The organism is Collimonas sp., assembly GCF_035566375.1.
Taxonomy (GTDB): domain Bacteria; phylum Pseudomonadota; class Gammaproteobacteria; order Burkholderiales; family Burkholderiaceae_D; genus Collimonas.
This window is the reverse complement of record NZ_DATMRK010000030.1, coordinates 1-23,604: the sequence shown is the minus strand read 5'-3', so window position 1 is coordinate 23,604 and position 23,604 is coordinate 1. Positions and strand designations below refer to the sequence as shown.

22 protein-coding genes and 3 tRNA genes are annotated in these 23,604 nt (G+C 58.7%); 14 read left to right on the top strand and 11 right to left on the bottom strand.

All coding sequences use genetic code 11. The features are described from left to right. The first annotated feature begins 239 nt into the window (after window positions 1-239). Together VNZ60_RS09355 and VNZ60_RS09350 are read left to right on the top strand one after the other, a co-directional pair. Window positions 240-1,604, top strand: coding sequence for a cache domain-containing protein (locus VNZ60_RS09355; RefSeq protein ID WP_325658402.1), 1,365 nt, complete (start codon window positions 240-242; stop codon window positions 1,602-1,604). Continuing rightward, a complete protein-coding gene (locus VNZ60_RS09350; RefSeq protein WP_325658400.1) occupies window positions 1,597-2,223 on the top strand; it encodes a response regulator transcription factor in 627 nt (208 codons plus the stop codon). Before VNZ60_RS09355 ends, VNZ60_RS09350 begins: the two co-directional genes overlap by 8 nt. 58 nt (window positions 2,224-2,281) lie before the next feature. Here VNZ60_RS09350 and VNZ60_RS09345 read toward each other — a convergent pair whose 3' ends face one another. The 5 genes from VNZ60_RS09345 to VNZ60_RS09325 all read right to left on the bottom strand — a co-directional run bounded on the left by VNZ60_RS09345 (window position 2,282) and on the right by VNZ60_RS09325 (window position 11,090). Beyond that, window positions 2,282-2,761, bottom strand: a complete 480-nt coding sequence (locus VNZ60_RS09345; RefSeq protein ID WP_325658398.1) for an SRPBCC family protein — start codon at window positions 2,759-2,761, stop codon at window positions 2,282-2,284. Window positions 2,762-2,816: 55 nt separating this feature from the next. Then, window positions 2,817-4,427: a GMC oxidoreductase gene (locus VNZ60_RS09340; RefSeq protein ID WP_325658396.1), complete on the bottom strand. Its 1,611-nt coding sequence runs from the start codon at window positions 4,425-4,427 to the stop codon at window positions 2,817-2,819. A 47-nt stretch (window positions 4,428-4,474) separates the two neighbouring features. Beyond that, window positions 4,475-4,597 carry a hypothetical protein gene (locus VNZ60_RS09335; RefSeq protein ID WP_325658394.1) on the bottom strand — a complete coding sequence of 41 codons (123 nt, stop codon included), beginning with the start codon at window positions 4,595-4,597 and terminating at the stop codon, window positions 4,475-4,477. Beyond that, window positions 4,584-7,556, bottom strand: coding sequence for a beta-ketoacyl synthase N-terminal-like domain-containing protein (locus VNZ60_RS09330; protein ID WP_325658392.1), 2,973 nt, complete (start codon window positions 7,554-7,556; stop codon window positions 4,584-4,586). Before VNZ60_RS09330 ends, VNZ60_RS09335 begins: the two co-directional genes overlap by 14 nt. Before the next feature lie 102 nt (window positions 7,557-7,658). After that, entirely contained in the window at window positions 7,659-11,090 is a 3,432-nt protein-coding gene (locus VNZ60_RS09325) for a non-ribosomal peptide synthetase (protein ID WP_325658390.1), read from the bottom strand. A 274-nt stretch (window positions 11,091-11,364) separates the two neighbouring features. Here VNZ60_RS09325 and VNZ60_RS09320 point away from each other — a divergent pair, with 274 nt between their 5' ends. The 3 genes from VNZ60_RS09320 to VNZ60_RS09310 all read left to right on the top strand — a co-directional run bounded on the left by VNZ60_RS09320 (window position 11,365) and on the right by VNZ60_RS09310 (window position 14,868). Next, window positions 11,365-13,428: a UvrD-helicase domain-containing protein gene (locus VNZ60_RS09320; RefSeq protein WP_325658388.1), complete on the top strand. Its 2,064-nt coding sequence runs from the start codon at window positions 11,365-11,367 to the stop codon at window positions 13,426-13,428. Window positions 13,429-13,470: 42 nt separating this feature from the next. Beyond that, the gene (locus tag VNZ60_RS09315; protein WP_325658387.1) at window positions 13,471-13,758 is read left to right on the top strand and encodes a DUF4404 family protein; all 288 of its coding nucleotides are present in this window, start codon (window positions 13,471-13,473) and stop codon (window positions 13,756-13,758) included. A 210-nt stretch (window positions 13,759-13,968) separates the two neighbouring features. Beyond that, window positions 13,969-14,868: a recombination-associated protein RdgC gene (locus tag VNZ60_RS09310; protein ID WP_325658385.1), complete on the top strand. Its 900-nt coding sequence runs from the start codon at window positions 13,969-13,971 to the stop codon at window positions 14,866-14,868. 55 nt (window positions 14,869-14,923) lie between these two features. Here the strand turns inward: VNZ60_RS09310 and VNZ60_RS09305 are convergent, their stop codons facing one another. Beyond that, window positions 14,924-16,030 (bottom strand): GGDEF domain-containing protein, encoded by a 1,107-nt coding sequence (locus VNZ60_RS09305; RefSeq protein ID WP_325658383.1) that lies wholly within the window; start codon window positions 16,028-16,030, stop codon window positions 14,924-14,926. 354 nt (window positions 16,031-16,384) lie between these two features. Between VNZ60_RS09305 and VNZ60_RS09300 the strand changes: the two genes are divergently transcribed. Then, a complete protein-coding gene (locus tag VNZ60_RS09300) occupies window positions 16,385-16,897 on the top strand; it encodes a hypothetical protein (RefSeq protein WP_325658381.1) in 513 nt (170 codons plus the stop codon). A gap of 344 nt (window positions 16,898-17,241) precedes the next feature. Here VNZ60_RS09300 and VNZ60_RS09295 read toward each other — a convergent pair. Together VNZ60_RS09295 and VNZ60_RS09290 are read right to left on the bottom strand one after the other, a co-directional pair. Continuing rightward, a tRNA-Asp gene (locus VNZ60_RS09295) sits at window positions 17,242-17,318 on the bottom strand. A gap of 34 nt (window positions 17,319-17,352) precedes the next feature. Then, window positions 17,353-17,428, bottom strand: a tRNA-Val gene (locus VNZ60_RS09290). 386 nt (window positions 17,429-17,814) lie between these two features. On the opposite strand from VNZ60_RS09290, the gene VNZ60_RS09285 reads away from it, so the two are divergent. The 7 genes from VNZ60_RS09285 to VNZ60_RS09255 all read left to right on the top strand — a co-directional run bounded on the left by VNZ60_RS09285 (window position 17,815) and on the right by VNZ60_RS09255 (window position 21,535). Beyond that, window positions 17,815-18,285: an energy transducer TonB family protein gene (locus VNZ60_RS09285; protein WP_325658379.1), complete on the top strand. Its 471-nt coding sequence runs from the start codon at window positions 17,815-17,817 to the stop codon at window positions 18,283-18,285. A 163-nt stretch (window positions 18,286-18,448) separates the two neighbouring features. After that, on the top strand, window positions 18,449-18,859 hold the full coding sequence (gene rnk / locus VNZ60_RS09280; protein WP_325658377.1) for a nucleoside diphosphate kinase regulator: 411 nt from the start codon (window positions 18,449-18,451) through the stop codon (window positions 18,857-18,859). Window positions 18,860-18,964: 105 nt separating this feature from the next. Next, on the top strand, window positions 18,965-19,474 hold the full coding sequence (locus VNZ60_RS09275) for a hypothetical protein (RefSeq protein ID WP_325658375.1): 510 nt from the start codon (window positions 18,965-18,967) through the stop codon (window positions 19,472-19,474). Window positions 19,475-19,676: 202 nt separating this feature from the next. Continuing rightward, on the top strand, window positions 19,677-19,976 hold the full coding sequence (locus VNZ60_RS09270) for an ElaB/YgaM/YqjD family protein (protein ID WP_061945473.1): 300 nt from the start codon (window positions 19,677-19,679) through the stop codon (window positions 19,974-19,976). 24 nt (window positions 19,977-20,000) lie between these two features. Next, window positions 20,001-20,387: a phage holin family protein gene (locus VNZ60_RS09265; protein ID WP_325658372.1), complete on the top strand. Its 387-nt coding sequence runs from the start codon at window positions 20,001-20,003 to the stop codon at window positions 20,385-20,387. A 14-nt stretch (window positions 20,388-20,401) separates the two neighbouring features. After that, window positions 20,402-20,785, top strand: coding sequence for a hypothetical protein (locus tag VNZ60_RS09260; RefSeq protein ID WP_325658370.1), 384 nt, complete (start codon window positions 20,402-20,404; stop codon window positions 20,783-20,785). 60 nt (window positions 20,786-20,845) lie between these two features. Then, window positions 20,846-21,535, top strand: a complete 690-nt coding sequence (locus VNZ60_RS09255) for a YiaD family glycine zipper/OmpA-like lipoprotein (RefSeq protein ID WP_325658368.1) — start codon at window positions 20,846-20,848, stop codon at window positions 21,533-21,535. Between the two features lie 77 nt (window positions 21,536-21,612). On the opposite strand, the gene VNZ60_RS09250 is transcribed toward VNZ60_RS09255, so the two are convergent. Further along, entirely contained in the window at window positions 21,613-22,215 is a 603-nt protein-coding gene (locus tag VNZ60_RS09250; RefSeq protein ID WP_325658366.1) for a c-type cytochrome, read from the bottom strand. Between the two features lie 200 nt (window positions 22,216-22,415). Here VNZ60_RS09250 and VNZ60_RS09245 point away from each other — a divergent pair. Next, window positions 22,416-22,491, top strand: a tRNA-Arg gene (locus VNZ60_RS09245). 39 nt (window positions 22,492-22,530) lie between these two features. Here VNZ60_RS09245 and VNZ60_RS09240 read toward each other — a convergent pair. Then, entirely contained in the window at window positions 22,531-22,746 is a 216-nt protein-coding gene (locus VNZ60_RS09240; protein ID WP_325658364.1) for a DUF6434 domain-containing protein, read from the bottom strand. A gap of 131 nt (window positions 22,747-22,877) precedes the next feature. Next, window positions 22,878-23,604 (bottom strand): DNA-3-methyladenine glycosylase family protein (locus VNZ60_RS09235; protein WP_325658362.1); only part of this gene is annotated, 727 nt, incomplete at its 5' end.

Sequence of the window (23,604 nt, the reverse complement as noted above, 5' to 3'; positions counted from 1 at the left end):
TGTGCTTCTCCATAAAATTGAAAAATTTCTGTCTCATCCCCGTCCAGTCAATACAGACTGATTGCTCCGGAGACAATTCAGCCTAATTGGATGTTGGTTTTTTGGCTAGTTAACAAATCGTCTAGTTCGCTTTCCAAGATGTTACTTACAATGGACGTGCTGATCCTTCCGATTACCGTATATAGATATCCGCTAATAGCCCCCACCTAACCATTTTCGATTCCGGGTAAAGTAGCGCCATGAAATTACGCCAAAAAATCATTTTCCTGGCTATCGTCCCCTTGATTCTGGCGCTGTGCGCGATCGCGCTGGCGGTGCGCCACCAGGCCATTTCGCTTGGCCAGCAGCAACGGGCGACGATCCAGGCCGCCTATCTGGCCAGCAAGGAAGCCGAGCTGAAACACTATGTCGCGCTGGCGACGCGTTCGATCGCCCATCTGTACGATTCCGGCCGCAACGACCAGGCCACGTTGGACGAAGCCAAAGCGGTCCTGGCCAAGCTCTCGTATGGCGACGACGGTTATTTCTTTATCTACGATATGCAGGGCAAGAACCTGATGCATCCGCGCCAGCCGGAACTGGTCGGCCGCGATCTGTGGGACATGAAAGACGCCAACGGCAGCCTCACCATCCAGCATCTGATAGAACGGGCCAGGAGCGGCGGCGGGTTTGAACGCTATCTGTGGGAAAAGCCATCCAGCCACCATGTCGCGCCCAAGCTCGGTTATGTAGTGGCGCTGCCCAACTGGGGCTGGATGCTGGGCACCGGCATTTACCTGGATGATGTCGATGAGGCGTTGAACCAGATCGACGCCCAGGTATCCGGCAATATCCGCAACACCATGTGGTGGATTGCCGGCATTGCGATCCTGAGTGCGCTGGTGGTGGGCATGTCGGGACTGGTGTTGAATATCAGCGAACATCGGGTGGCCGACGCCAAGCTGAAAGTCCTGGCGCAGCGCGTAGTGCGTTCGCAGGAAGAGGAAAGGGCGAGATTGTCGCGTGACCTGCATGACGGCATCAGCCAGTGGCTGGTGTCGATCAAATTGCAAATCGAAGCCGGTATCGCCAAACTCGATAGCGGGCCGCAGCAGACCGCCGCCGCCCGCGCAACTTTCGAGCGCACTGCCGGCCAGCTCAACGACGTGCTGGGTGAAGTGCGCCGCATTTCGCACGATTTGCGGCCAGCGATCCTGGATGACCTCGGCCTGGCGGCGGCGCTGGCCCACCTGACCCATGAGTGGCTGGAACACGCCGGCATTCCGATCGAGTTCCGCCACAGCGGCAGCACCGACGGCATGCCGGCGGTCGCCAATACGGTGTTGTTCCGCATCGCCCAGGAAGCCTTGACCAACATCGCCCGCCACTCTCAGGCGACGCGGATCAAAGTGCTGTTGCAAGGCGATGCGCAAGCGATTACCCTGACCGTGCACGACAACGGCGTCGGTTTCGATGTCGATCAGATCGACGGCAATCCGAAACACGGCATCGGCCTGCGCAATATGGTCGAACGGCTGGAAGCGGTCGGCGGCAATCTCAAAGTCAGTTCGTCAGCGGCCGGCACCACGGTGCTGGCTACCATTCCCCATACATCTTATGCCTGAGACAATTACCAGAATCATGCTGGTCGACGATCATCCGCTGGTGCGCGACGGCTTGCGCGCGCGGCTCGAAGCGGTGCCGACTTTCGCCATCGTGGCCGAAGCCAGCAGCGCCGACGAAGCCTTGCAGCGCGCCGAACAACAGCCGATCGACCTGATCCTGATGGATATCAATCTGCGCGGCAGCATCAACGGCATCGATCTGACTGCGCGCTTTCACGTCAGCTTCCCGGAAATCGCGGTGCTGATCCTCAGCATGCACGACAAGACCGAGTACCTGATGCAATCGGTGCAGGCCGGGGCGCGCGGTTATGTACTGAAAGATGCGCCCGGCAAAGACATCGTGCAGGCGATAGAGACGGTGATTTCCGGCGGCATGTACTACAGCGCAGCGCTGGCGCAAAAACTGGCGCGGCCGATGACGCCGGGGCAGTTGCTGACGGTGCGCGAGCGCCAGGTATTGCAGCACATTGCCAATGGCGAATCGAACAAGCAGATCGCGCGTGAACTGGATTTGAGCGTGCGCACCGTCGAAACCCACCGGCTGAACATCAAGCGCAAGCTGGATATCGACGGCCAGGCGGAGCTGATCAAGTTCGCGGTGGAGAATAATTTCCGCTGAGGGCGCAAATCAAGGTCTTGGTCGAGGCGTTGATCAACACCCGCCGAGTTAAAGACGGTTACCCCAGCTTTCCCTCTGCCGCCAGTTCGCGGATCATGCGGATGGTGTCGATGTCGGCTTCCTCATAAGCCGAGCGCCGGAATTCATCATAAAATTCCTGCTCGGCTTGCGCCGCCGGTTGCCGCTCTACCGCCTCGTCTTCATATTCAAACCGTACGAACAGCATTTCCGGACCCGGTTCTTCAATCGTCATGATCAGGCTGGAACCGGCTATATCTTGCTGTTTCGGCACCTGGTAACGCACCTGCAACAGCGGCAGGTAACTGACCACATCTTTTATCGTCACTTTGCCGTAACGCAGTTCACGCGTGACCGATTGCATCGATTGATCGGACAAACGGCAATCGTCCAGATGCTCGACAAACAACATCGGCTGCTCGGCCCGCATCACCAGCCCGCGCCATAGCTGCTCGCGCGTCAACGGATCGATCAGCGGGTTGAGGGGATCGTTGATTTCGATCAGGTGGCTGAATTTCATGGTTTGTCCGGCAAAAAAAGTTGATGCCTCGATTGTCCCATATTCGGCGTTCAAGCTAAAAATCTTCCTTGATGATCCGTTCAACGTTGCGCTCCGCCAATGCCGAAATCGTCAGGGAAGGATTGACTGCGCCGGTGCTGCCAGGAATCATCGCGCCGTCCATCACATACAAACGAGGATGCCCGGCGACACGCCCATAGGCATCCGTCGCGCGCCCCAGCACCGCGCCTCCTAAAGGGTGGGCGGTGAACGATGCGTGGACGTCCGGCGAGAATGGCCAGGCGCCGGGAATGGTGTTGGTCGCGTGCGCGATCCGATTGTTGATTTCCCGTGCCGCGGCGACCGCATCGGCATTGCCATCAGCCGCCCAGCGCAAGTCAACCTTGTCGGTGCCCGGGTTATAGGCGAAATGACCTCGGTTGGCGGTATCGAAGCCCATTGCCAGCGATCCCAGCATGCCCAGATTCAACCTTAGCCCTGGCACATACCAATTCTCCAGCGTGGTCGGCATCCGCTTCGTATCGTGAATCCGTGATGCACTCGCGGCCCCCTGCGTCAGCCCGTCCCACTGCGCGAATGATCGAACCGCTATGGCGTCGCCATTGGTGCCCCAGCCCTGGCCGATGTGTTCATTCAGATTGCGCAGCGTACCTTTGGCGTGCGCGCGCACCAGCAATTCCGAGGTGCCGATGGAACCCGCGCCGAGAAACAGGTAATCGCATGACAGCACATAGCGTTCGACTTGCCGGCCGGCGTGGTCCAAACGGGCGACATCGAGCTTGTACCGTCTACCGTCATAGGAGATATCCAGCACTTGCTGGCTTGCATAGATTTTGGCATTGCCCGAGGCTTGCGCCAGCTTCAGATAGTTTTGATTCAGATCGTATTTCGCGCCGTTGCTGTTGCCGAGATTACTTTCGCCAACAATGCAAGACGCCCGCGATTTCCAGTTGAGTTCAGCGCGTACTACATCCCAATTCCAGATGCCGTCGTTTGAGGCGGTTTGATAGCCGGCCTTACGCACTTGCATATCCCATGCCCGTGAATGTCCGAACGATCTGGCGTTATAGATATCGGCAGGCATAGCATCCAGCCTGAGCATTGAACGCACCCGCGGATAGTAGATTCGCTGCATCTCGTCATACGAGACCAAACCACCAAACAGCGCATCGAAATAGCGCCGTTCAGGCGCGATCATCACGCCGGTGAAAACCACTGACCCACCGCCGACGCAGGCGGCTCGCCAGACATCGATATTCGGATATTCACAAATATCGAAGACGCCGGCAAAGTCGTCAAAGAAGACGGTAAATCCGGTCAGCAGCTTGGCGCGGCGCCGATGCCAATAGCCGCGGCCATCCGGCAACGGTTCATGTGCAAAGATCGGCCGCAGTGGATGGTTGGGCCAGTGCAAACCGCGCTCCAGAACGGTGACCGGAATTCCTGCCTGCGCCAAACGCAAGCTTGAAATTGCGCCGCCGAAACCGGAACCGATGACCACCGCCTTGGTATAAGCTGGCGGCCGTTCCTCCGGCGTGAACAACTCGGGAACCAGTCGCTTATAGAGCTCCGGCGAACCGATATTGATGGTTGCATTGGCAGCCTGCGGCACGGCCAATGCGATAGCTCCTGCACTCGATGCTTTGAAAAACGAACGACGATCCACGACTCTTCCTCACGCGGGCTGCTGGATAAAATTTCAAATCCGGAGCGCTATTCCTTTGACAGCATCTCGGACACTGCACGGCCAAACAACAGCGCCAGCAACATGGCCAGCCAGACCTCGTGCTGTATCGCCGTTAATGGCAATTCATTCGGCAATTCATTCCAGAGCATCGGCAATCGCCTCGGCCAGCTTGTCCATATATTTGACGTTACGAATCATCGAGAGATGGTTGCCCGGGGTCGGCACCACTTTCAGTTCCTGGGAAAGCAGGTGGCGCCAGTTTTCCGAGCCGTGCCGGCCGATATGCAAACTCTCCAGGAATTCGGCGTTTTCCGGTTCTTGCGCTTCGATCATCACGGCAGGCGCCTGCAGCACCTCGGCCGGGTGCCAGTGTTTCAGCGCCAGGTAGTTCTCACGCCAGATCTCGAAGAAGCGATACAGCTCCTGCTCAAACGCCGCAGACCAGCGGCCTTCACCTATCCGCGCCAGGATCTGGCGTATGGATAAGCCGGCAAAATCTGCGGCGGGCACCTCAAATCCCGGGAAAATCTCTGGCAGCAGGCTCACGAATGCCTTGGGGTAATCCATCGGCAGATGGTTGCAATTCAAATAAGCCGCTGGCGGATGCGAATCGAGCAACAAGACCTTGCGTACCGACTGCCCCTGCGCCTGCAACTGCAGCGCCATCTCAAATGCCATATTGCCGCCGTATGAATAACCTCCCAGAATCAGCGAAGAAGGATCGCCCAGTTCTCTGATTTCATCCAGATAACGGCTTGCCAGTTGCCGGATCGACCACTGCTGGCTACTGCGGGTTGGATAGGCGATACCGTAAATATCGTACTCATCCGGCAGTTGCCGGGCCAGCGGCACATAGTTGAGAACGGAGCCGCCGGCTGGATGTATCAGGCAAACTTTGGTCCCCGGTCCCGGGCGCAACGGCATCAGCAGGCGAGCGCCGTATGAGTTGGATTCGCTGCTTACGCTGCTGTGGGTCTGGACCTGCAAGCCGGGGTCCGGCGCCCTCTGCGGCTTGGCTTCGCGCTGCAAGCGCTGCACGATCTGGTTCACGGTGCGCCCGGCTTCGATGTCTTCCAGCCCGATCGTGACCTGCAAGCGATCGCGTATTTGGGTTGCGGCCTCGACCACCCCCATTGAATCAAGCCCCATGTCGGTCAGATCGTCGTCACGGCCCAGCGCTATGCCGTTGAGCAAGCCGGAGAAAATCTCGGTAATCACGGTTGCCCATTGCTCTTGCACCAGCGGGTCAGCGGTTGCTGTCGGGCGGACGCCGTTGGCGGGCGATGCGGTATATTGCGCCGAGCTTTGTGCCGGACTCTGATCCGGCCAGTAGCGGCGCGCTTGCATCGGCTGTCCCGGCATCGACATACGCCGCGCGAATCGGATATCGCCCAGCCACGACAAGGCATGCCCTTGCGGCAAGGGCGCCAGCTCGATCGTACCGGCGGCAAGCACGCTCAGACGCTCGGCCAGCTGGGCGTGACTGGCCGCCCGGACCACGCCGCACCGATCCAGACGGCGCCGCCCTATGCCCAGCGTCAGGGCCATGTCGTCGAGCCTGGCGGTTGGATTGGCCTCGACAAACGTGATTAACTGGAGCGCCAGGCTGGCGATTTCCCCATGGTCTTTGCCGCTTACGACAAAGGCAAACTCACTGGCAGGCACTGCGGGCCGCTTGATCTGGGGCGCGCGCCGGAGAATAACGTGCACATTGCTGCCGCCAATGCCAAAAGCGCTGACCGCCGCCACCTGTACCGGCGGATCGGCGGCGATGGTCTGCCGCCTGACCGCAAAACCCCGTTTCTCAAGCTGCAATACCGGGTTAGTGCGCTGGCAAGCAATCTGCTGGGGAATCTGCTGATGCTGCAGGACTTTCACCGCCTTGATCAGCCCCACCACGCCGGCGGCAGCGTCCAGATGCCCGATATTGGCTTTGGCGCTGCCCAGATAGCAGGTAGGGATTGCGGCATGTCCTGTGTCAGGCCTGACCTCATGTGCTTCCTCGCGGCCATAGGCTCGGGCCAAGGACTGGATTTCTATCGGATCGCCCAAATGGGTGCCGGTGCCATGCGCTTCAACGTAAGTAATACGGTTGCTATCCATCTGCGCGGCCGCCAGCGCATCCTTGATGACTTCCACCTGCCCGCCAGGGCTAGGCGCAGTGAAGCCGACCTTATCTGCACCATCGTTATTCATGGCGCTGCCGGCAATCGAGGCAATGATCTGGTCTCGGTCCGCCACGGCATCCTGGTAGCGGCGCAGCACCACGACGGCGACGCCATTGCCCTTGAGGGTGCCTTGTGCATTGTCGGCAAAGACCCGGCATGCGCCATCGGGCGAAAAGATCCCCCCTTCCTTGTACAGATAACCCATCTGCTGCGGAAAGGTAATGCTGACCCCGCCCACCACTGCCAGGTCGCAGTCGCGCGCCAGCAAGGCGGCGCGGGCGATATGCAACGCCGATAAGGAACTGGAGCAGGCAGTCTGCACCGTAAGCGACGGGCCGGTCAGGCCCAGGAAATAGCTGGTGCGGGTGGCCAGGAAATCCTTGTCATTGCCGATCAGCGCAGCGTAATCCACGCCTTGCGGACCCCACACCCCAAGCGGCGCCACTTGCGCCGCATAACTGCTGCCGGTAGTCGAGCCAAACACGCCAATCCTCAGCCGCGACACATCGCCCGCATGGCCGGCGTCTTCCAGCGCGCGCCAGGTGGTTTCCAGAAACATCCGTTGTTGCGGGTCCATCATCTGGGCTTCGGCATCGCTGATGCCAAAGAATGCAGCGTCAAAATATTCGGCCTGGCGCAACGTTGCGCAAGCCCGTACATAGTAGGGGTGATCGATCAATGCCTGCGGCACCCCGGCTTCCTGCAATTCTTGCTCAGACAGTTCGCGAATGCCGCTCTGCCCGTGCAACAGGTTTTGCCAGAACTGATCCAGATTGTCCGCTCCCGGCAGGCGGCCGGCCATACCGATGATGGCAATGTCGGTGGCCGGAATATCGGTGGCTTGGGACGAATCCCCCCCGTATGCTTCGGATGAGGCAGTTTGCGTTTGTGTGGATTGTGTCGTTTGTGTCGTTCGTGTGTTGTTAACAGCAGCAGTCATGTAAGGCGAATCTCTCTGATATCGGATCATGCGTATTTGGATTGCCAGGGAAACGGTGAACGGTAGAAGCAGCCGACCTGGCCATGACGTCCCCGGCAGCGATTATTGCCAGTACTCCTCCAGTTCACCGACATCCCGGCTACGCTGTGGACGGCTGGCTGGTTGCCGGGCAGGCGCCACCGGCTCGCGTGCTTGTGCAGCCGGGTTGTTCGCGATCCCCTGCTTGGCAACCGCCTCTATGTGATGCGCCAGATTTCTTGCAGTCGGGTTCTCAAATAGGTCTATCACCGTCAGCGACGGGAGTGAAAAAGCGGCGCTGATTTTCGGCAATAGCGCCAGCAGATGCATCGATGTGCCGCCGACTTCAAAGAAGCGCTCATCCACACCCACGTGCTCCACCCCCAGCACCTGAGCAAATAACGAGGCGATGCCTTCTTCCTTGCTCGTGGTTCCTGATGTTCTCGATACCTGGCGCTGTCCGGCTGGCTGCGTAGGAACAGGCAAGGCGGCTTCATCGATTTTTCCGTTGACCGTCATCGGGAAAGCATTCACCTCGATCAGCGCCGCCGGGCGCATATAGATCGGCAAGCTCAATGCCATGGCCGATTGCAACCCTTCTCTGGAAAACCCCGTTGCTGCGGGAATGATCCACGCGGCCAGGATTGGCTCATGCTGACCATCGGCGAACACCTTGACGACTACATCATGCACGCTCGAATGTGCGCGCAATGCCGCCTCCACTTCACCCAATTCGATGCGGTAGCCTCTTAACTGCACCTGGCGATCCAGGCGTCCAAGGTATTCCAGCTCGCCATCAGGCAAAAGACGGGCCTTATCGCCGCTGCGATATGCCACGGCAGCCAGGCCGGTGTCTTCGACAAAGCGCGCCGCCGTCAATTGTGGGCGGTTGAGATAGCCCTTGGCCAGTCCTGGCCCCCAGACCAACAACTCGCCCGCACAGCCAAGCGGTACGGGCCGCAGGTGCTGATCCACGACGCTCATGCCCAGGTCCTCCAACGGGCGGCCGATGATGCTGCGCGACTTCAGCGGATGGTCCGGCTCAATCACGCAGATGGTGCCATGCACGGTAATCTCGGTGATGCCGTACATATTGATCATCCGAGTCTTTCGACCCAAGCGCCTCCACCAATCGTCCAGCATGCCGGCTTCAAGAGACTCGCCGGCAAAAATGACGCGTTGCAAGGCCGGCAGGGCTTGTGGACGAAGTGCAACGGTCGTCAGCAAGCGCCGGAAAGCCGTAGGGGTCTGATTCAATACGCTGATGCGTGACTCTTGCAGGAATGCCAGGAAAGCAAACGGGTCTGCCAAAACCTGACGGCTGGGAATCAGCAGGGTTGCTCCGGTCAGCAGTGAGCCAAATATCTCCCAGACACTGACATCAAACGCCATCGAATGGAACAGGCACCAGCGATCCCCTGCCTTGATGCCGGTACGAGGCGCCGCCGTATGCAACAAGCGCAGCACGTTGGCATGACCGATCACCACACCCTTGGGCTCACCGGTGGACCCCGAAGTAAAGATGACATAGGCAGTCGGGTTTTCATCCTGCACGCCGGCAGGTATGGCAGCAGATACGGCGGCGGCCAGCGGTTCGCGCGCAATCAATTCCGCGACCGTCAAACTCTGGCACATGTTCGTGACCGGGATGTTGTGATGATCGGCCAGGATACATAGCGGCGCGGAGGCGGATTCCTGTACCACGCTCAAGATATGGGCTAGACGAGCTTGCGGCGCATTGGGATCAAGCGGCACATAAGCTTTGCCAGCCTGCAAGACGGCAAGAATCACCACAATGGCATCGATACCCGGCTGGAACGAGACGCCGACAAACCCACCGGGCACCTTGCTGACAAGGTGTTCCGCCAAGGCGTCGACCCGTTGATACAGGGCTTGGTAACTGAGGCTGTGCTGGTCGTCTTCGAGCGCAATGCTGGCGGGATATTGGCGGGCAACGCGTTGCAGCTCCTCGGTTAGCGTACCCTGCACCGGAGAAGCAACTTGAGCCTCAATGATCGAATGAGCAATATCTGTCAACTGGCCGGCAAACAGACGCACATCGACCGGTCTGCAGGCAGGTTGATGGAGCAGGGCATGTACGGCGTTCTGATAAATTCGGCCCGGCTGCCCCGCGAAAAATCGCTCAGCGCATTCGATCGTCAGGACAAAACCCTCTTCACTCATTGCCACATTGGCCGAAAACGGATATTTCAGATTGCGCCGGGCTGACGGGAAAAGAGATACCTGTGCATCAGGCAAGGTAAATGCAACATTTCGGTCGTAATAAGTGAATGTATTGGTCAGTACTGGCGGGCACTGCATCAGGCTTGGCGCCAGGCTTGATGCATGGTTCCAGAAATCGAAGTCCTGATGTCTGACCATGCCAAAGACCGTGCGGGCCAGCCAATTGCATAAGGCATCAAGGCTAGCGAATTTTGCAAGATTGACCGGCAGCGGGTTGGTATGCACAAAATAGCCCAACGACTGTTTCGCCTCCCGTCCAACCCGTCCGGCCACGGGAATGCCCACGACCAGTTCGTCAGTGCCCGTCAAAGCGGACAGCGTCAGCAGGTACGCGGCCAGGAAAAGCGGAAAAACGCCATGGCGGGCCGCACCCTGTCCGGCGTTCGCGCCGCTCACTAGCGATGGTGGTAGCGCTTCGGTGATAGTCGCCGCCTGATCCGACGCCTGTGCCGTCAATACCCCTGCGGCATGCGCATTGGCGCCAAAGCCGTCAAACAATTCTGCGTACCAATCATAGGCACGCTGTTCAACCCGCGTGTCCTTGACCAGTAATGCAGGATGCAAGGCCAATTGTGAACGCAACTGCGCTGGCAACTGGTCATCGGCATACACCCGCGCAAAGGTATCAAATAACAGATTCATTGAATAGGCATCGGCAATCAGATGCGAGCATGTACAAATCAGGTAATTGCCGTGCGTCCCTTGATACAAGACCACTTCTCCCTGCGGCCAAGTATCGGGCACCAAAGCAGTTTCTATTGCCGGCTCAAATGCCTGCGCTACGAGTGTGCGCTCTTCCTCAGCGCTTGCAGCCGAAATCCTGCGCAGCGGGACCACATGCTGTGCATGCCTGTAGACCTGGGCATAAGCATTGATGCCAGGGATGCTGGAATCGGTGCGTGCAACGTTTTTCTGATTCGGATCGATAAAGACCGTGCGGAATGCGGGCGTGGCATCCAGAACCGACTTTATCGCCCGCTGCAAGCGCGCGATGTCAACGTTACCCTTGATTTCACAAGCAAAGCCCAAATTGAACGCCGGGTTTTCCGGGTGAAGTTTTTGAAACAGATAAAGGCTGCGCTGCGCAGCAGTCAGTGGAAAGCAATCAAATTCGCCGTCGTGAAGGCCATGCTTCATTTTTTGTTCACAAGCCACCGCCATCGGCCTCTTTTGCGCAGCAGCACCCATCATAGTCATCGTTGTTTCACCTTCTTGATTAAGGTTCGTCGTTAAAAGCTCGAGAAAGCCCCATCCCCAGGCCCCGCGGAACAAGAAAATACTTTTGAAGCCGAGCTGGCGGCCCCTACTATATGGTATTTTTGATAACTATCAAGTGGCAAAGATGACAGTTGTACAACATGGTAATTTGTGGCAATAAAGACAATGTTTGCATGCCGCACTACAACTTCCTGGACGGCAGGCGGATGGCGGCTACAAAAACCCACGCCATTTTTCCCAAACGGACAAGCTGCTGCCATGCGCACTCCCCCGCACTGTTAAAATACAGCGCTTTGCTCCTTTCCAGTCAGTCGCTGCGCTGTAACTTATGTCGTCCACTCCCAACTTCGGTCTCAATGCTCCCCAACGGGAAGCCGTCAAATATCTTGACGGCCCCTGCCTGGTGCTGGCCGGCGCCGGCTCGGGCAAGACGCGCGTGATTACGCAGAAAATCCAGCATCTGATCGAGGACTGCGGTTATGACGCCAAACATATCGCGGCGCTGACCTTTACCAACAAGGCGGCGACCGAAATGCAGGAACGGATCGCCAAGCTGCTGAAAGATCCGAAGCAAGCCAAGCACATCACCGTCAGTACTTTTCACTCGCTGGGCGTCAAGATCCTGCGCCAGGAAGCGCGCGAACTGGGCTTGAAAGATCGCTTCTCGATCATGGATAGCGATGACTGCTTCTCGATTGTGCAAGATCTGGCGATCACCACCGACAAGCAACTGATCCGCCGTATCCAGACCGCCATGTCGCTCTGGAAAAACGGCCTGATCGATCCCGAACAAGCCATCAAGCAAGCCGTCACCGAGGATGAAGCGCAGGCAGCGCGGATTTACCGCAGTTATGTGGCGACGCTGGCGGCTTACCAGGCGGTCGATTTCGACGATCTGATCCGCCTGCCGGTGGAGCTGTTCCGCAGCAACGAGACGGTGCGCGACAAGTGGCAGCGGCGGCTGCGTTATCTGCTGGTCGACGAATATCAGGATACCAATACCTGCCAGTACGAACTGGTCAAGCTGCTGGTCACCGGACTGGGCAAGAAACCGATGTTCACCGCGGTCGGCGACGACGACCAGGCGATCTACGCCTGGCGCGGCGCCACCATCGAAAACCTGAAAACGCTGCAGGTCGATTTCCCGGACTTGAAAGTCATCAAGCTGGAACAGAATTACCGCTCTTCAACTCGTATCCTGCAAGCCGCCAACGCAGTGATCGGCAACAATCCCAAGCTGTTCGACAAAAAACTGTGGTCGGAACACGGCTTGGGCGATCCGATCAAGGTGATGGGCATGGAGGATGACGAGAAAGAAGCCGAACAGGTGGCCATCATGCTGTCGGCCCATCGTTTCGAGCGGCGCGCCAAGTTTTCCGATTACGCCATCCTGTACCGCGGCAATCACCAGGCGCGGATTTTTGAAAAAGCCCTGCGCCGCGAGCGCATCCCGTATTCGATGTCGGGCGGCCAAAGTTTTTTCGATCGCGCCGAAATCAAGGACATCATCAGCTACCTGCGCCTGATCGCCAACGAAGACGACGATCCGGCTTTCATCCGCGCCATCACCACCCCCAAGCGCGGCGTCGGCCAGGCGACGCTGGAAGTGCTGGGCACGGTGGCTGGGCAATGGCAATGTTCGCTGTTCGAGGCGGTATTCAAGGGCGGCATCGAAGCCAAGCTGACCGACCGCCAGCTGTACCCGCTGCGCGAATTCTGCCATTTCATCAACCAGCTGGAAGCCCGCGCCAGCCGTGTCGGCCCTGCCGGCAGCGGCGAGAATGCGGCCGCCGTGCTGGACGACATGATGAAGGAAATCAACTACGAACATTATCTGTACGACAGCTTCGACGACCGCGCAGCGCAAGGCAAATGGCAGAACGTGCTGGACTTCACCAACTGGCTGAAGGAAAAAGGTACTGGCGGCAAAGATGGCGCCGGCGATGAAAGAAACCTGCTGGAACTGACCCAGATGGTGGCGTTGATGTCGATGCTGGAAGGCCGCGACGAAGAGCCCGATGCGGTGCGCATGTCGACCTTGCACGCCTCCAAAGGCTTGGAATATCCGCATGTGTTCCTGATCGGGGTCGAGGAAGGCATCTTGCCGCACAAGGGCGATCCGGATGCGCCGCCCGAGACCATCGCCGCCCGTATCGAGGAAGAACGGCGCCTGATGTATGTCGGCATCACCCGCGCCCAGCGCAGTTTGCACGTCAGCTGGTGCAAGAAGCGCAAGCGCGCCGGCGAGTCTGTCGTTTGTGAAATATCCCGCTTCGTCAAGGAAATGCGGCTCGACGAAGGCGACGCCGTGCCGACTGAGGCTGAACAGATCACCCCGCAAAATCGCCTGGCCAGTTTGAAGGCTTTGTTGCAGAAGCCGAGAGCTGCGTGAGATGATGAGCGTTAGAGTAACCCCCTATCCAGGAGTAACACCATGAGCATAGACAACATCAAGACATCGCTGGAAAAACTCCGCAACACGCTGGAAAGCAGCGGCACGGTCGATCCCGAGCTGAAAACCTTGCTGCAATCGCTGGATACCGATATCCAGGACCTGCTGAAATCGTCCGAGGCGACGACGGCTGCAGCACCTGCTTCCGACCTCCGCTCCGCGCTGGTGGAACGCGCCCAAGTCATTTCAGCCCGGCTGGCAGTACGTCATCCGCATCTGCAACCTGTATTGCGTGAAATTGCCGATACCCTGACCAATATGGGTATTTGATCGGGATTTGATCAAAAGTATCGCTTGGCAGGACAGAAAGGATAGCGCCTCCCATCCTGCACACCTCTTTGGCAAGTTTGGCGACAGCTGCAAGACATATCGCTGCGCTCATCCGTCCTGCTTGTCTTACCCCTCTTATGTAATTGCTTCGAACTCCCCTGCGTAACCGCTTGGGAATGCAGCGATTGTTATTTTTTTTATTGGAACGCCATGTGGTTTAAAAATCTGCAGATCTACCGTATCCCCGCACCATGGGCCATTTCGGCCGAACAACTAGAAGCGTTTCTGGCGCCGCAGGCATTTGCCAAGTGCAGCAGCCTGGAATTGCAAAGCCAGGGCTGGCTGTCGCCGCGCGAGAACGGCATGCTGGTGCATAGCGTGAATCGCCAGATGATGATTTTGCTGGGCACGGAAAAGAAATTATTGCCGGCCACGGTAGTCAACCAGGTTACCAAGGCGCGCGCGGCTGAAATCGAAGAACAGCAAGGTTACGCGCCCGGCCGCAAGCAATTGAAAGATCTCAAGGAACAAGTCACCGACGAGCTGCTGCCGCGCGCTTTCAGCATCCAGCGCAATACCTGGGTCTGGATCGATCCGGTCAACGGCTGGCTGGTGATCGATGCGGCCAGCCCGACCAAGGCCGAGGAAATCCTCAAGCTGCTGCTGGGTTCGGTCGACAAACTGCAGATTTCCGGCCTGCGCACGGCGCATTCGCCGCTGACTTCGATGACCAACTGGCTGGCCTCGGATGAAGCGCCGCACGGCTTCACCGTCGACCAGGACACCGAACTGCGCGCCGCCGGCGAAAGCAAGGCCACCGTGCGCTATGTGCGCCATACCATCGAAGCCGACGACGTGCGCCGCCATATCGCTTCCGGCAAGCAATGCACACGGCTGGCGATGACTTGGGCCGACCATATCTCCTTCGTGCTGACCGAATCGCTGGCGATCAAGCGCATCGCGCCGCTCGACGTTCTGAAGGAAGGCAACGACACCAGCAGCAAGAACGACGACGAACGTTTCGATTCCGACATGATGCTGATGACCGGCGAGCTCAACAAGCTGCTCAACGACCTGGTGTTTGCACTGGGCGGCGAACCCGCGGTCTAAGGCTTAACACTGCGAATGGCGCTGCTTCACGCATGCTGAAGCAGCGCGTCTACTCTTAAAACGCCCGGATGGTAGTGCCGCCGTCGGAAGACTCGAAGGTATCCGGGCTGATCATGACGCGGTTGCGGCCGGCGGCCTTGGCGCCGTAGAGGGCCATGTCGGCGCGCTGGAAGGCTTCATCGATGCTTTCGCCGGGGCGGAAGTCGGTAATCCCGATCGACGCCGTCAGGATAATATCCTTGCCGAACTTGCTCCAGTCGTACATTTCCGTCTCGGCGCAGATGCGGTCGAGCGCCGTCACGCCTTCCTGCACCGTGGTGCCGGTCAGCACCAGCACGAACTCGTCGCCGCCGTAGCGGGCGAAATGGTCGCTCAGGCGCATCTCGTTGCGGACGATCTCGACGAAGGTCTTGAGCACCAGGTCGCCGGCGGCATGGCCGAAGTTGTCGTTGACCGCCTTGAAGCCGTCCAGGTCCAGGATGGCGATGCAGAACGGCGTGCCGCCGCGCTGGAAGCGTTTCTGCTCGACCGCCAGGATTTCCATCAGCGAACGGCGGTTTTCGATATTGGTGAGCTCGTCGCGGGTGGCCAGCTCCTGCACCCGTTTCATGGCTTTCACCAGTTGCTGGTTCTGTTCGGTGATTTTGCGCTGCATGCGGCTCATCATGTTGGCCAGGTAGATGCAGCGGCCCAGGGTCATGATGAAGGACAGGCAGACCAGCAGCTGGCTCAGATTATTTCCCACGGGGAACTGCAAGTGTGCGCTGGAGAGGCTGAAGGCCAGCACCAGGGCGAGCGAACCGATCAGCCAGCTCACTGCATTCCAGAAGGTACTCAGGCCGAGCGCGCCGAAGGCGTAGATCACGAAGAAATTGATCAGGAACAGGTAGCCGACCTGCGGCGCCAGGATCAGGAATCCAGTCTGCATCAGCAATGCCGTCACTACTTGCGGAAAAGTCAGGCCGGGATCCTTGGAGCGGCGCTGGTAGCCGCTTCTGATCAGCAGGTAGAAGACCAGGGTCACCACGACCACTGCCATGCCATAAAACAGTGCAATATCGGACTGAATCACGCCGGCATGGACGAATCCCCATAGCAGCAAGGCATCCAGCACGCCGCTCAGGGCGACGCGTCCCAGCATGCCCAGTGCCATCGCATTCATTTTTTTCCGTCGTTGCGCTTTCATGTCCCCGAATTCCCTTTGCACGCCTTGGTTGCCACTGGTTTCTTCAGCCCGATTGGCAACAAGCAGCCACGCATGACAGACAGCAATTCATTTTTTTGGGAGAAATGGATGCAGGACATGACACTAAAGGGGAACAATAATGCCATGTTTTGGCTTTCGCACGGATGCGGGATTGAGTAATGTATCAAAATTGTTGCACAACAGATATTCTATAGCTTATCGGAAATTTAAGCCGCATCTGTCAATCCTGGCAAAGGTGTAGAAGCAGATCGGCGCAAATGGGACCGTAAAAATGGAATGTCTTGAATGTTTTAAAGGGGTCAGGGGAGTATGAGAGTCATTATTTTGCTATTAGTTGCCGTCGGGATAGGCGGTTGGTACTGGAATCGTCAAAATACTATCGATGAAGCCAGCGTCACGCGCTTTTACGACACCGCCACCGAACATGTCCTGAACGGCCGCGGCCAGGAACTGTGCGCCATGCTGACCAAGGATTTTACGCGCAGCGGGATCAACTCGACCAGCCAGGGACGGATCCAGGAAAACGCCGACAAACAGGAAACCTGCGACAAATACAGCAAGATGTTCGATTCCATGGCCCGCACCGGCGGCATGATGTCGACCAATTACCAGGTCTACATCGAGCATATCGAGCTGAGCAAGGACAAGCGCAGCGCCGAGGTGAAACTGGCGACCAATGTCAGCATGGCGATCGGGCCGATCGGCAGGGTGGCCGAGACCCGGGATAAAAGCGTGGAGACGCTGGTGATACGCAATGGCAAGGTAATGCTGCAGAAATCCGAGGGGACGGCGATTACCAGGACTATCGGCGATCGCTTCTAGGACCAACAGGAAATGTAGGGTGGGCACCTGTGCCCACCTCGATCGTTCGAGGAGCGAATGCAGCGTGGGCAGAAAATCTGCCCACCCTACGTCGTCTTTTTTCAAGCAAACTGGACTTACAAATAAAAACGCCCGCTTGCGCGGGCATTTGTATTCTTGGCGGAGTGGACGGGACTCGCCTACATGCTGCAGGCCGCTGCTGCGCCTGCAGGCGCAGCCCTTCGATTCCCGCCGGAAGCCGCGCAGGCGGCTTCCTCCACTCCGCATAGCGATATCCCCGCAAGCGGGGATATGAAATTGGAAGTACAAATAAAAACGCCCGCTTGCGCGGGCATTTGTATTCTTGGCGGAGTGGACGGGACTCGAACCCGCGACCCCCGGCGTGACAGGCCGGTATTCTAACCAACTGAACTACCACTCCTAAACCGCTCTTCATTGCCGCCAGATAATCTGCTTGGTGGGTGCTGAGAGGCTCGAACTCCCGACCTACGCCTTGTAAGGGCGCCGCTCTACCAACTGAGCTAAGCACCCGAATTGCACACTTAGTCAGACTATCTTTCGGTGCGTATGTCACTACGCCTGAAGGGGGCAGATTGTACAACGGTTTTTTTAAAAAAACCAGCGCTTCGCCAAAAATTGTTTAAAAAGTTTTTGGCAGCCCCGTCATTCCCTCTGCAAATACGGTGGATATCACTCGCAGAAATATAACTAGTGCCGTCAATAAACATGATTTTCATTATGATTTTTGCCACGAAAATGGCTGCGGCGTAGGCTACCGCAAAGCAAGCGACCTGGCGTCCGTTTGCCCGCGCAAAAGCCATCTGCAGCGGCCAATCGCTTTTTTGTTTGTCGCGGCGCCCGCTCTCGCCCTAAAATGGTTTATAGCTTGCCTTAAGCTGTCCAGTCCGGAGAATGCGATGAACGCTAGGATTAACTCAGGCTTGTATTGCGCGGCGGCATTACTGCTGGCAGCCTGCAATCTCAAGCCGGCCGTGCCGCCGGTGCCGGTGCCGGCCACCACGCCCGATGCGACTTCGACCGCCACCACCTTGGACGATTACAAGCGCGGACTGGCGCAAAGAATCGTCGCCGTCAACTCTACCGAGGTGTATGTCGGCCGGCCGCAGGCGCTGCTGCGCGCAGTGATTGTGGTGAAATATTATGTGAACGCCGACGGCCAGCTGCTGCGCGCCGAAATCCTGCGCACCAACAAGGACCGCAAGGCCGAGGCCAGCGCCCTGGCGGCGGTACGCCGTGCCGCGCCCTTCCCCAAGCCGGACAGCAAATTCCTGCGCCGTGGCGAAGTCGAGATCGCGGAAAGCTGGCTGTTCAATGACGACGGCCGCTACCAGCTGCGCTCGATCGCCGAACAACAGATGGACCAGTAACGGCAGGCCGCAGCGCATGCTCCCGGCATGGCCGGCGAAACTTGCTTCGCGCGCGCTTCTCGCCTACCATCGAGCTACCAGCCAGGACGCCAGGAAGCACCCGCGCGACTCTTCATCGCGCCGCGTCCGCACCTACCCCCCTTTTTATACGAGACGCACAGTAATGGATATCAAGCCGCCAATCACCATTTCCAGCTTCGACCTGGAACGCATTGAACAATTGCTGGCATCGGCCGCCTACCGCAACCTGCCGGGCATCGATGCCCTGGAACAGGAACTGGCGCGCGCCACGGTAGTCGACCCGGAACAGATCCCGCCCGGCCTGATCACCATGAACTCGGCGGTGCGCTTCATCGACGACGTCAGCAAGGTCGAATACGACATGACGCTGGCCTACCCCGGCCCGTCCAATCCGCCGGATGCGGTATCGATCCTGGCGCCGGTCGGCAGCGCCCTGCTCGGCCTGTCGGTGGGACAATCGATTTCCTGGCAAGGTCCGGGCGGCCGTCCGCTGCAGCTGCGCATCCTGGACGTGACTTACCAGCCGGAAGCCAACGGCGCTTTTCACCTTTAAGCGCTTCCGCAATCGCCATCGTATGCAGCAGCGGCCATGCTGCTGCACGTTTTCAAGACGCAGAACCATCGCGTCCGTTACACAGAAAAGTAAAGACAGATCATCATGTTAAGCGCAGATTATCAACGCCCTCCCAAGCTGTACCGCTATTCGGAGCGGCAATGGCTGGAGCGCTCCCTGGCGCTCGGCGAATTCCGCCTGCGTCCGCCGGCGGAAAGCCTGCAGATCAGCAACCTCCACCATCCGCGCAGCTCTGGCGCCAAGACCTTGCCGCAGCTGCTGACCCTGAGCCTGAGCAGCAGCGACGACGCCAGCCTGTTCAGCGCCTTTGCGCCGTCCGACTGCTGCCTGGTGATCCACGACACCGAACATTTCGGCGAAATGGTCCATCGCGCGGTGCAGCGCGTGCTGCCCAACTGGGCTGGCATCGACGCCGCCATCTGCTACGGCCAGCCGAGTCCGCTCGGCGCCACGTTTACCAAACCCAAGCGCGACGCCGCCCAGCACGAATGGCTGTTTGCCTGGCGCCCTGCGCAAGCGACCATCGGACTGCGGCCGATCGTGATCCAGATCGGCAATCTGGAAAAGATCGCGGAACTGCGCGACCGCAAATAAGCGCGAACTGCGCCAGCGGCGGCGAAGCGGCAATTTGCCTGTTACCGGCGGCAGCCGGTGCACATTTGCGGACAAAAACACCATGTTGGCAGATTGGCATAGTAGCCTGTATCATCGGCGATATTGCCTAAGCTGGCTCGGCCACAATCGTCATGGCTTGTATTGGCTATACTGAAAAAATCACGAATCTAGGAGTCACACAATGCACAGATCCACCCTGAGAACCCGCAGCGATATGCGTAGCATGGTCGAAGATGCGCAGGAGCTGTTCCGCGAGGCCGCAGCCACGACCGGCGAAAAAGCCGAGGATCTGCGTCAAAAAGGTTTGGAACTACTTGACGCCGCTGTATCTAAAGCACAAGACGTGCAGGCAGCAGCGATCGAAGCCGGCAAGGATATCGCCGCCACCGCCGATGACTATGTCCAGGAAAATCCATGGCGCGCAATCGCCATTTCCGCCGGCGTCGGCTTGCTGCTCGGCCTGGCCATTTCCCGCAAGTAAACGCAGCATAACCGTCAGGCACGCATGAACCCACAACAACCCAAGCACAGCAGTCCGGGTCTGGTGTCCGGCCTGGTCAGCACTGCCAAGAACATGTTTGCGCTGGTGATCAGCCGCATCGAACTGGCCGCCCTGGAATTCTCCGAAATCGGCGCCCATCTGCTGAAACTGTTCCTGGTGTGCGCCCTCAGCATTGTCGCGCTGTGGTTTGCGCTGGCCTTCTGGAGCGCGCTGGTGGTAGTGCTGGCATGGGAAAGCATGGGCTGGAAGATACTGGTGATCCTGGGCGCTTTCTTCACCTTGCTGGCGCTCGGCTCGGCCCTGTATGTACGCAGCGTCTTGCGCCAGGGCCGGCTCGGCCTGCCGGTCACGATGGCCGAGCTGCGCAAAGATCGCGACGCCTTACTTTGAGCAGGAAACCCGAGATGAGCCGACACGCAGGACTGGACAGCCAATTATCACCCGCCGAGCGCAAGCAGAAACTGCTGGCCGAAGGCGCGCTGTTTCGCGCTGAAATGCTGCATTCGCGCGATATCGTGCGCGCCAACCTGAACAGCAAATCGCTGGCCACCGTGCTGCTGGGGCGCGCCAGCGGCATCGCTTCGTCGCTGTTCAGCACTTCCAGCGGCCTCAAGGGCAGCAACCTGCCGGCCATGCTGCCGCTGCTGGTGACCGGCGTCTCCTGGCTCTCCAAGCGTTGTTCCCGCAAACCCCTTTTAATCGGTGCGGCCGTGATCGCAGCGATCGGCGGCGCCGTTTTTGTCAGCAGTAGAAACAGTAGAGAAACAACGGATGACGAATTACCGTAATCCCCATCCGGGATTGCGGTTTTTTTGCTGATGCTGTCTCAACCTTCGAGAGGAAAGACCATGAATACATTCAAATTAGGCGCCCTGGTTCTGGCAGTGACCATGGCCACTGCAGGTTGTGCCGACATGTCGGAAACGCAAAAAGGCACCGCCTATGGCGCAGGCGCGGGCGCGGTTCTCGGCGGCCTGGTGGGCGGCATTGCCGGCCCTGGCGGCGCCGGACGGACAGCCGCCGGTGCGGCCATCGGCGCTGCAATCGGCGCGGTTGGCGGCAATATCTGGGGCAAGCGTCAGCAAGACCAGAAAATGGCGATGGAACGGGCAACTGCCGGCACCAACGTCCAGGTTACCCAGACCGCCGACAACCGCCTGAAGGTCAACGTTCCGGCCGATACCGGTTTTGCTACCGGCCGTGCCGACCTCAATCCGGCCCTGCGTCCGATCCTGGACCAGCTGGCAACCACGCTGGTGCAAAGCCCGACGTCCCTGGTGGAAGTCTACGGCCATACGGATAACACCGGCACGGATGCCATCAATGGCCCGCTGTCGCGCCAACGCGCACAGAATGTCAGCAGCTACCTGACCAGCCGCGGCGTTGCACCGAACCGCATCACCATGGATGGCCTCGGCTCGACGCAGCCACTGGTCGCCAATGATACGGCTGCCAACCGTGCGATCAACCGCCGTGCTGAAATCTATGTCCGCGAACCGGCTCCTGCCCAAGGCCAGCCTCAGGCACAGGCTTATTGATCTCTGACCCGAAGTCTTGGGCAAAAAAAAGCCAGTCAATTTCTTGACTGGCTTTTTTTACGACTGGCCGCGCTGCATTACTTTGCTGCAGGCTCCGAAGCAGCGCTGGCTGCAGCAGAGGCCGCCGCGCTTGCCGAAGCATCAGCGGCAGCAGCCGGTGCAGCTGGCGCCGGCACTTCAGGTTCCTTGAACTTGCCGCCCGACTGATTGGCCATGTAGACCACCGCGCGCGCCACTTCGATATCGTCGAGATCAGGATTGCCGCCCTTGGCCGGCATCGCCCGCAAACCGTGCAGCGCATAGCCGACGACCTTGTCGTAGCCGTCAGCCAGACGCGGGCCCCAGGCGCCGGCATCGCCGACCTTGGGAGCGCCGGCAGCACCAGTTGCATGGCATGCGGCACAGGTGGACTTGAAGACTTCTTCGCCCGACAGCAGCTGCTTCGGCGCGTTGACGTCCTTGAAGGTGAAACCGGCATCGGCGACCGGCTGGATACGGGCCGCAATCGCTTCCGGCGTCTGTCCTTCCGAACCGGCGCCGACTTTCTTGCCGGCGGTGACATATTGCACAAGCAATACGATACAGATGATAGGTACTAGAAAACCGGCTGCAATAGCAATGATCAGTTGCTTAGGCGTCTTGATCGCGGATTGATGTTCTTCGTTTTGTGCGTCGCTCATAATTCCCTCAGTGCAATTTTCAAAGCCATAGCCGGATACGCGCCAAAAAACCGTTCACACTGCCTGAACAGCTCACGATCCCTCGCCAAACCCTTGATTATAGTCGCAATAAATACTATTTGGAACGAACAACAGTTGCTTTAAATGGACGCGCACGCAGAAAAACGGTATCCTTCATGCCTCTTCACCGTTCCTCTTATGCGGCTGTAGCTCAGTGGATAGAGTATTGGCCTCCGAAGCCAAGGGTCGCTGGTTCGATTCCAGCCAGCCGCACCATAAAATTCTTTTCAAATCAGAGAGTTACCGGATTCCTGGTTAGCTCTCGCCGTAGCGCCGTCTGCGCCACTCGTCGACCACCTCGCCCATGTTCTTGCTTGCACCATTGCGTATCCACGCCATGAAATCGCTGTCGAACTTGAAGCCGTCGCCGCACTGCTCAACCATGAAGCGACGTACGTTTTGCGTATTCCTATAATTGGCGTCGACGGTAGTCGTGCGCATGATGCGACTACTGTGCCAGTCAAAATCCATCTATGCTCTCCTTCAAGTTACGATACGAATGACCAGTCCAAGCCAATCCCTGCATGAGATAGCGCAGGACAAATTGGCTCTGACCTGGCACAGTGGCCCAGGCCAGGTTTGTAAGACGGCCGGAAGACAGATCAGACTAGCGATGTCCAAAGATGCTGCGCCGCATAAGCGCGCCAAGGCCGCCACGCTTCCGCCCGCGCGCTGAGCTCTTTGGCGTTTGGTCGCGGCCCTCCTTCATGCAGCGCAAGCGCATTCATCAAAGCCACATCGGCCGCCGGAAAGGCATCCGGTTCGCGCAGATGGCGCAGCGCGAAGTATTGCGCGGTCCAGTCGCCAATGCCAGGCAACTCGCACAATTTCTGCACGACTTCGACTAGGCTGGCGCGGCTGTCCAGCAAGTGCGGATCCGCCACCAGCGCGGCGGCCAGCGCTGACAGCGTGGCTGCGCGCGACTTCGGCATGCCGAGCGCCGCCAGGTCGGCTGCAGCTACGCTTGCCGGCTCGGGAAACACATGGCTTAGTCCGGGACGATCCGCGCAGGTTTCTTTCAAGGCGACGCCATGCTGCGCCGCCAGCTTGCCGGCCAGTCTGATGGCGCCGCTTACCGTAATCTGCTGCCCCAGCACTGCCCGCATGGCTTGTTCGAAGCCGTCCCAGGCGCCCGGTATGCGCAATCCAGGCCTGGCGGCCGTCAGCCGCGCCATCAGCGGATCTTCCCCGAGCTGGCTGTTGATGATTTGCGGGTCGGCGGCGAGATCGAACATTCTTCTCAGACGGGCGATGATGGCCGCCAGCGATGCCAGGCGCGGGAAACGGATGGTGACTTGCAAGGCGTGGCCGGCGCCTTGCCGCACCAGC

Excerpts from the sequence above, each read along its gene's own strand:
- VNZ60_RS09355 (WP_325658402.1), top strand. The coding sequence starts at position 240 with ATGAAATTACGCCAAAAAATCATTTTCCTGGCTATCGTCCCCTTGATT.
- VNZ60_RS09350 (WP_325658400.1), top strand. The coding sequence starts at position 1,597 with ATGCCTGAGACAATTACCAGAATCATGCTGGTCGACGATCATCCGCTG.
- VNZ60_RS09345 (WP_325658398.1), bottom strand. The coding sequence starts at position 2,761 with ATGAAATTCAGCCACCTGATCGAAATCAACGATCCCCTCAACCCGCTG.
- VNZ60_RS09335 (WP_325658394.1), bottom strand. The coding sequence starts at position 4,597 with ATGCTCTGGAATGAATTGCCGAATGAATTGCCATTAACGGCGATACAG.
- VNZ60_RS09330 (WP_325658392.1), bottom strand. The coding sequence starts at position 7,556 with ATGACTGCTGCTGTTAACAACACACGAACGACACAAACGACACAATCC.
- VNZ60_RS09320 (WP_325658388.1), top strand. The coding sequence starts at position 11,365 with ATGTCGTCCACTCCCAACTTCGGTCTCAATGCTCCCCAACGGGAAGCC.
- VNZ60_RS09315 (WP_325658387.1), top strand. The coding sequence starts at position 13,471 with ATGAGCATAGACAACATCAAGACATCGCTGGAAAAACTCCGCAACACG.
- VNZ60_RS09310 (WP_325658385.1), top strand. The coding sequence starts at position 13,969 with ATGTGGTTTAAAAATCTGCAGATCTACCGTATCCCCGCACCATGGGCC.
- VNZ60_RS09305 (WP_325658383.1), bottom strand. The coding sequence starts at position 16,030 with ATGAATGCGATGGCACTGGGCATGCTGGGACGCGTCGCCCTGAGCGGC.
- VNZ60_RS09300 (WP_325658381.1), top strand. The coding sequence starts at position 16,385 with ATGAGAGTCATTATTTTGCTATTAGTTGCCGTCGGGATAGGCGGTTGG.
- VNZ60_RS09285 (WP_325658379.1), top strand. The coding sequence starts at position 17,815 with ATGAACGCTAGGATTAACTCAGGCTTGTATTGCGCGGCGGCATTACTG.
- rnk (WP_325658377.1), top strand. The coding sequence starts at position 18,449 with ATGGATATCAAGCCGCCAATCACCATTTCCAGCTTCGACCTGGAACGC.
- VNZ60_RS09275 (WP_325658375.1), top strand. The coding sequence starts at position 18,965 with ATGTTAAGCGCAGATTATCAACGCCCTCCCAAGCTGTACCGCTATTCG.
- VNZ60_RS09270 (WP_061945473.1), top strand. The coding sequence starts at position 19,677 with ATGCACAGATCCACCCTGAGAACCCGCAGCGATATGCGTAGCATGGTC.
- VNZ60_RS09265 (WP_325658372.1), top strand. The coding sequence starts at position 20,001 with ATGAACCCACAACAACCCAAGCACAGCAGTCCGGGTCTGGTGTCCGGC.
- VNZ60_RS09260 (WP_325658370.1), top strand. The coding sequence starts at position 20,402 with ATGAGCCGACACGCAGGACTGGACAGCCAATTATCACCCGCCGAGCGC.
- VNZ60_RS09255 (WP_325658368.1), top strand. The coding sequence starts at position 20,846 with ATGAATACATTCAAATTAGGCGCCCTGGTTCTGGCAGTGACCATGGCC.
- VNZ60_RS09250 (WP_325658366.1), bottom strand. The coding sequence starts at position 22,215 with ATGAGCGACGCACAAAACGAAGAACATCAATCCGCGATCAAGACGCCT.
- VNZ60_RS09240 (WP_325658364.1), bottom strand. The coding sequence starts at position 22,746 with ATGGATTTTGACTGGCACAGTAGTCGCATCATGCGCACGACTACCGTC.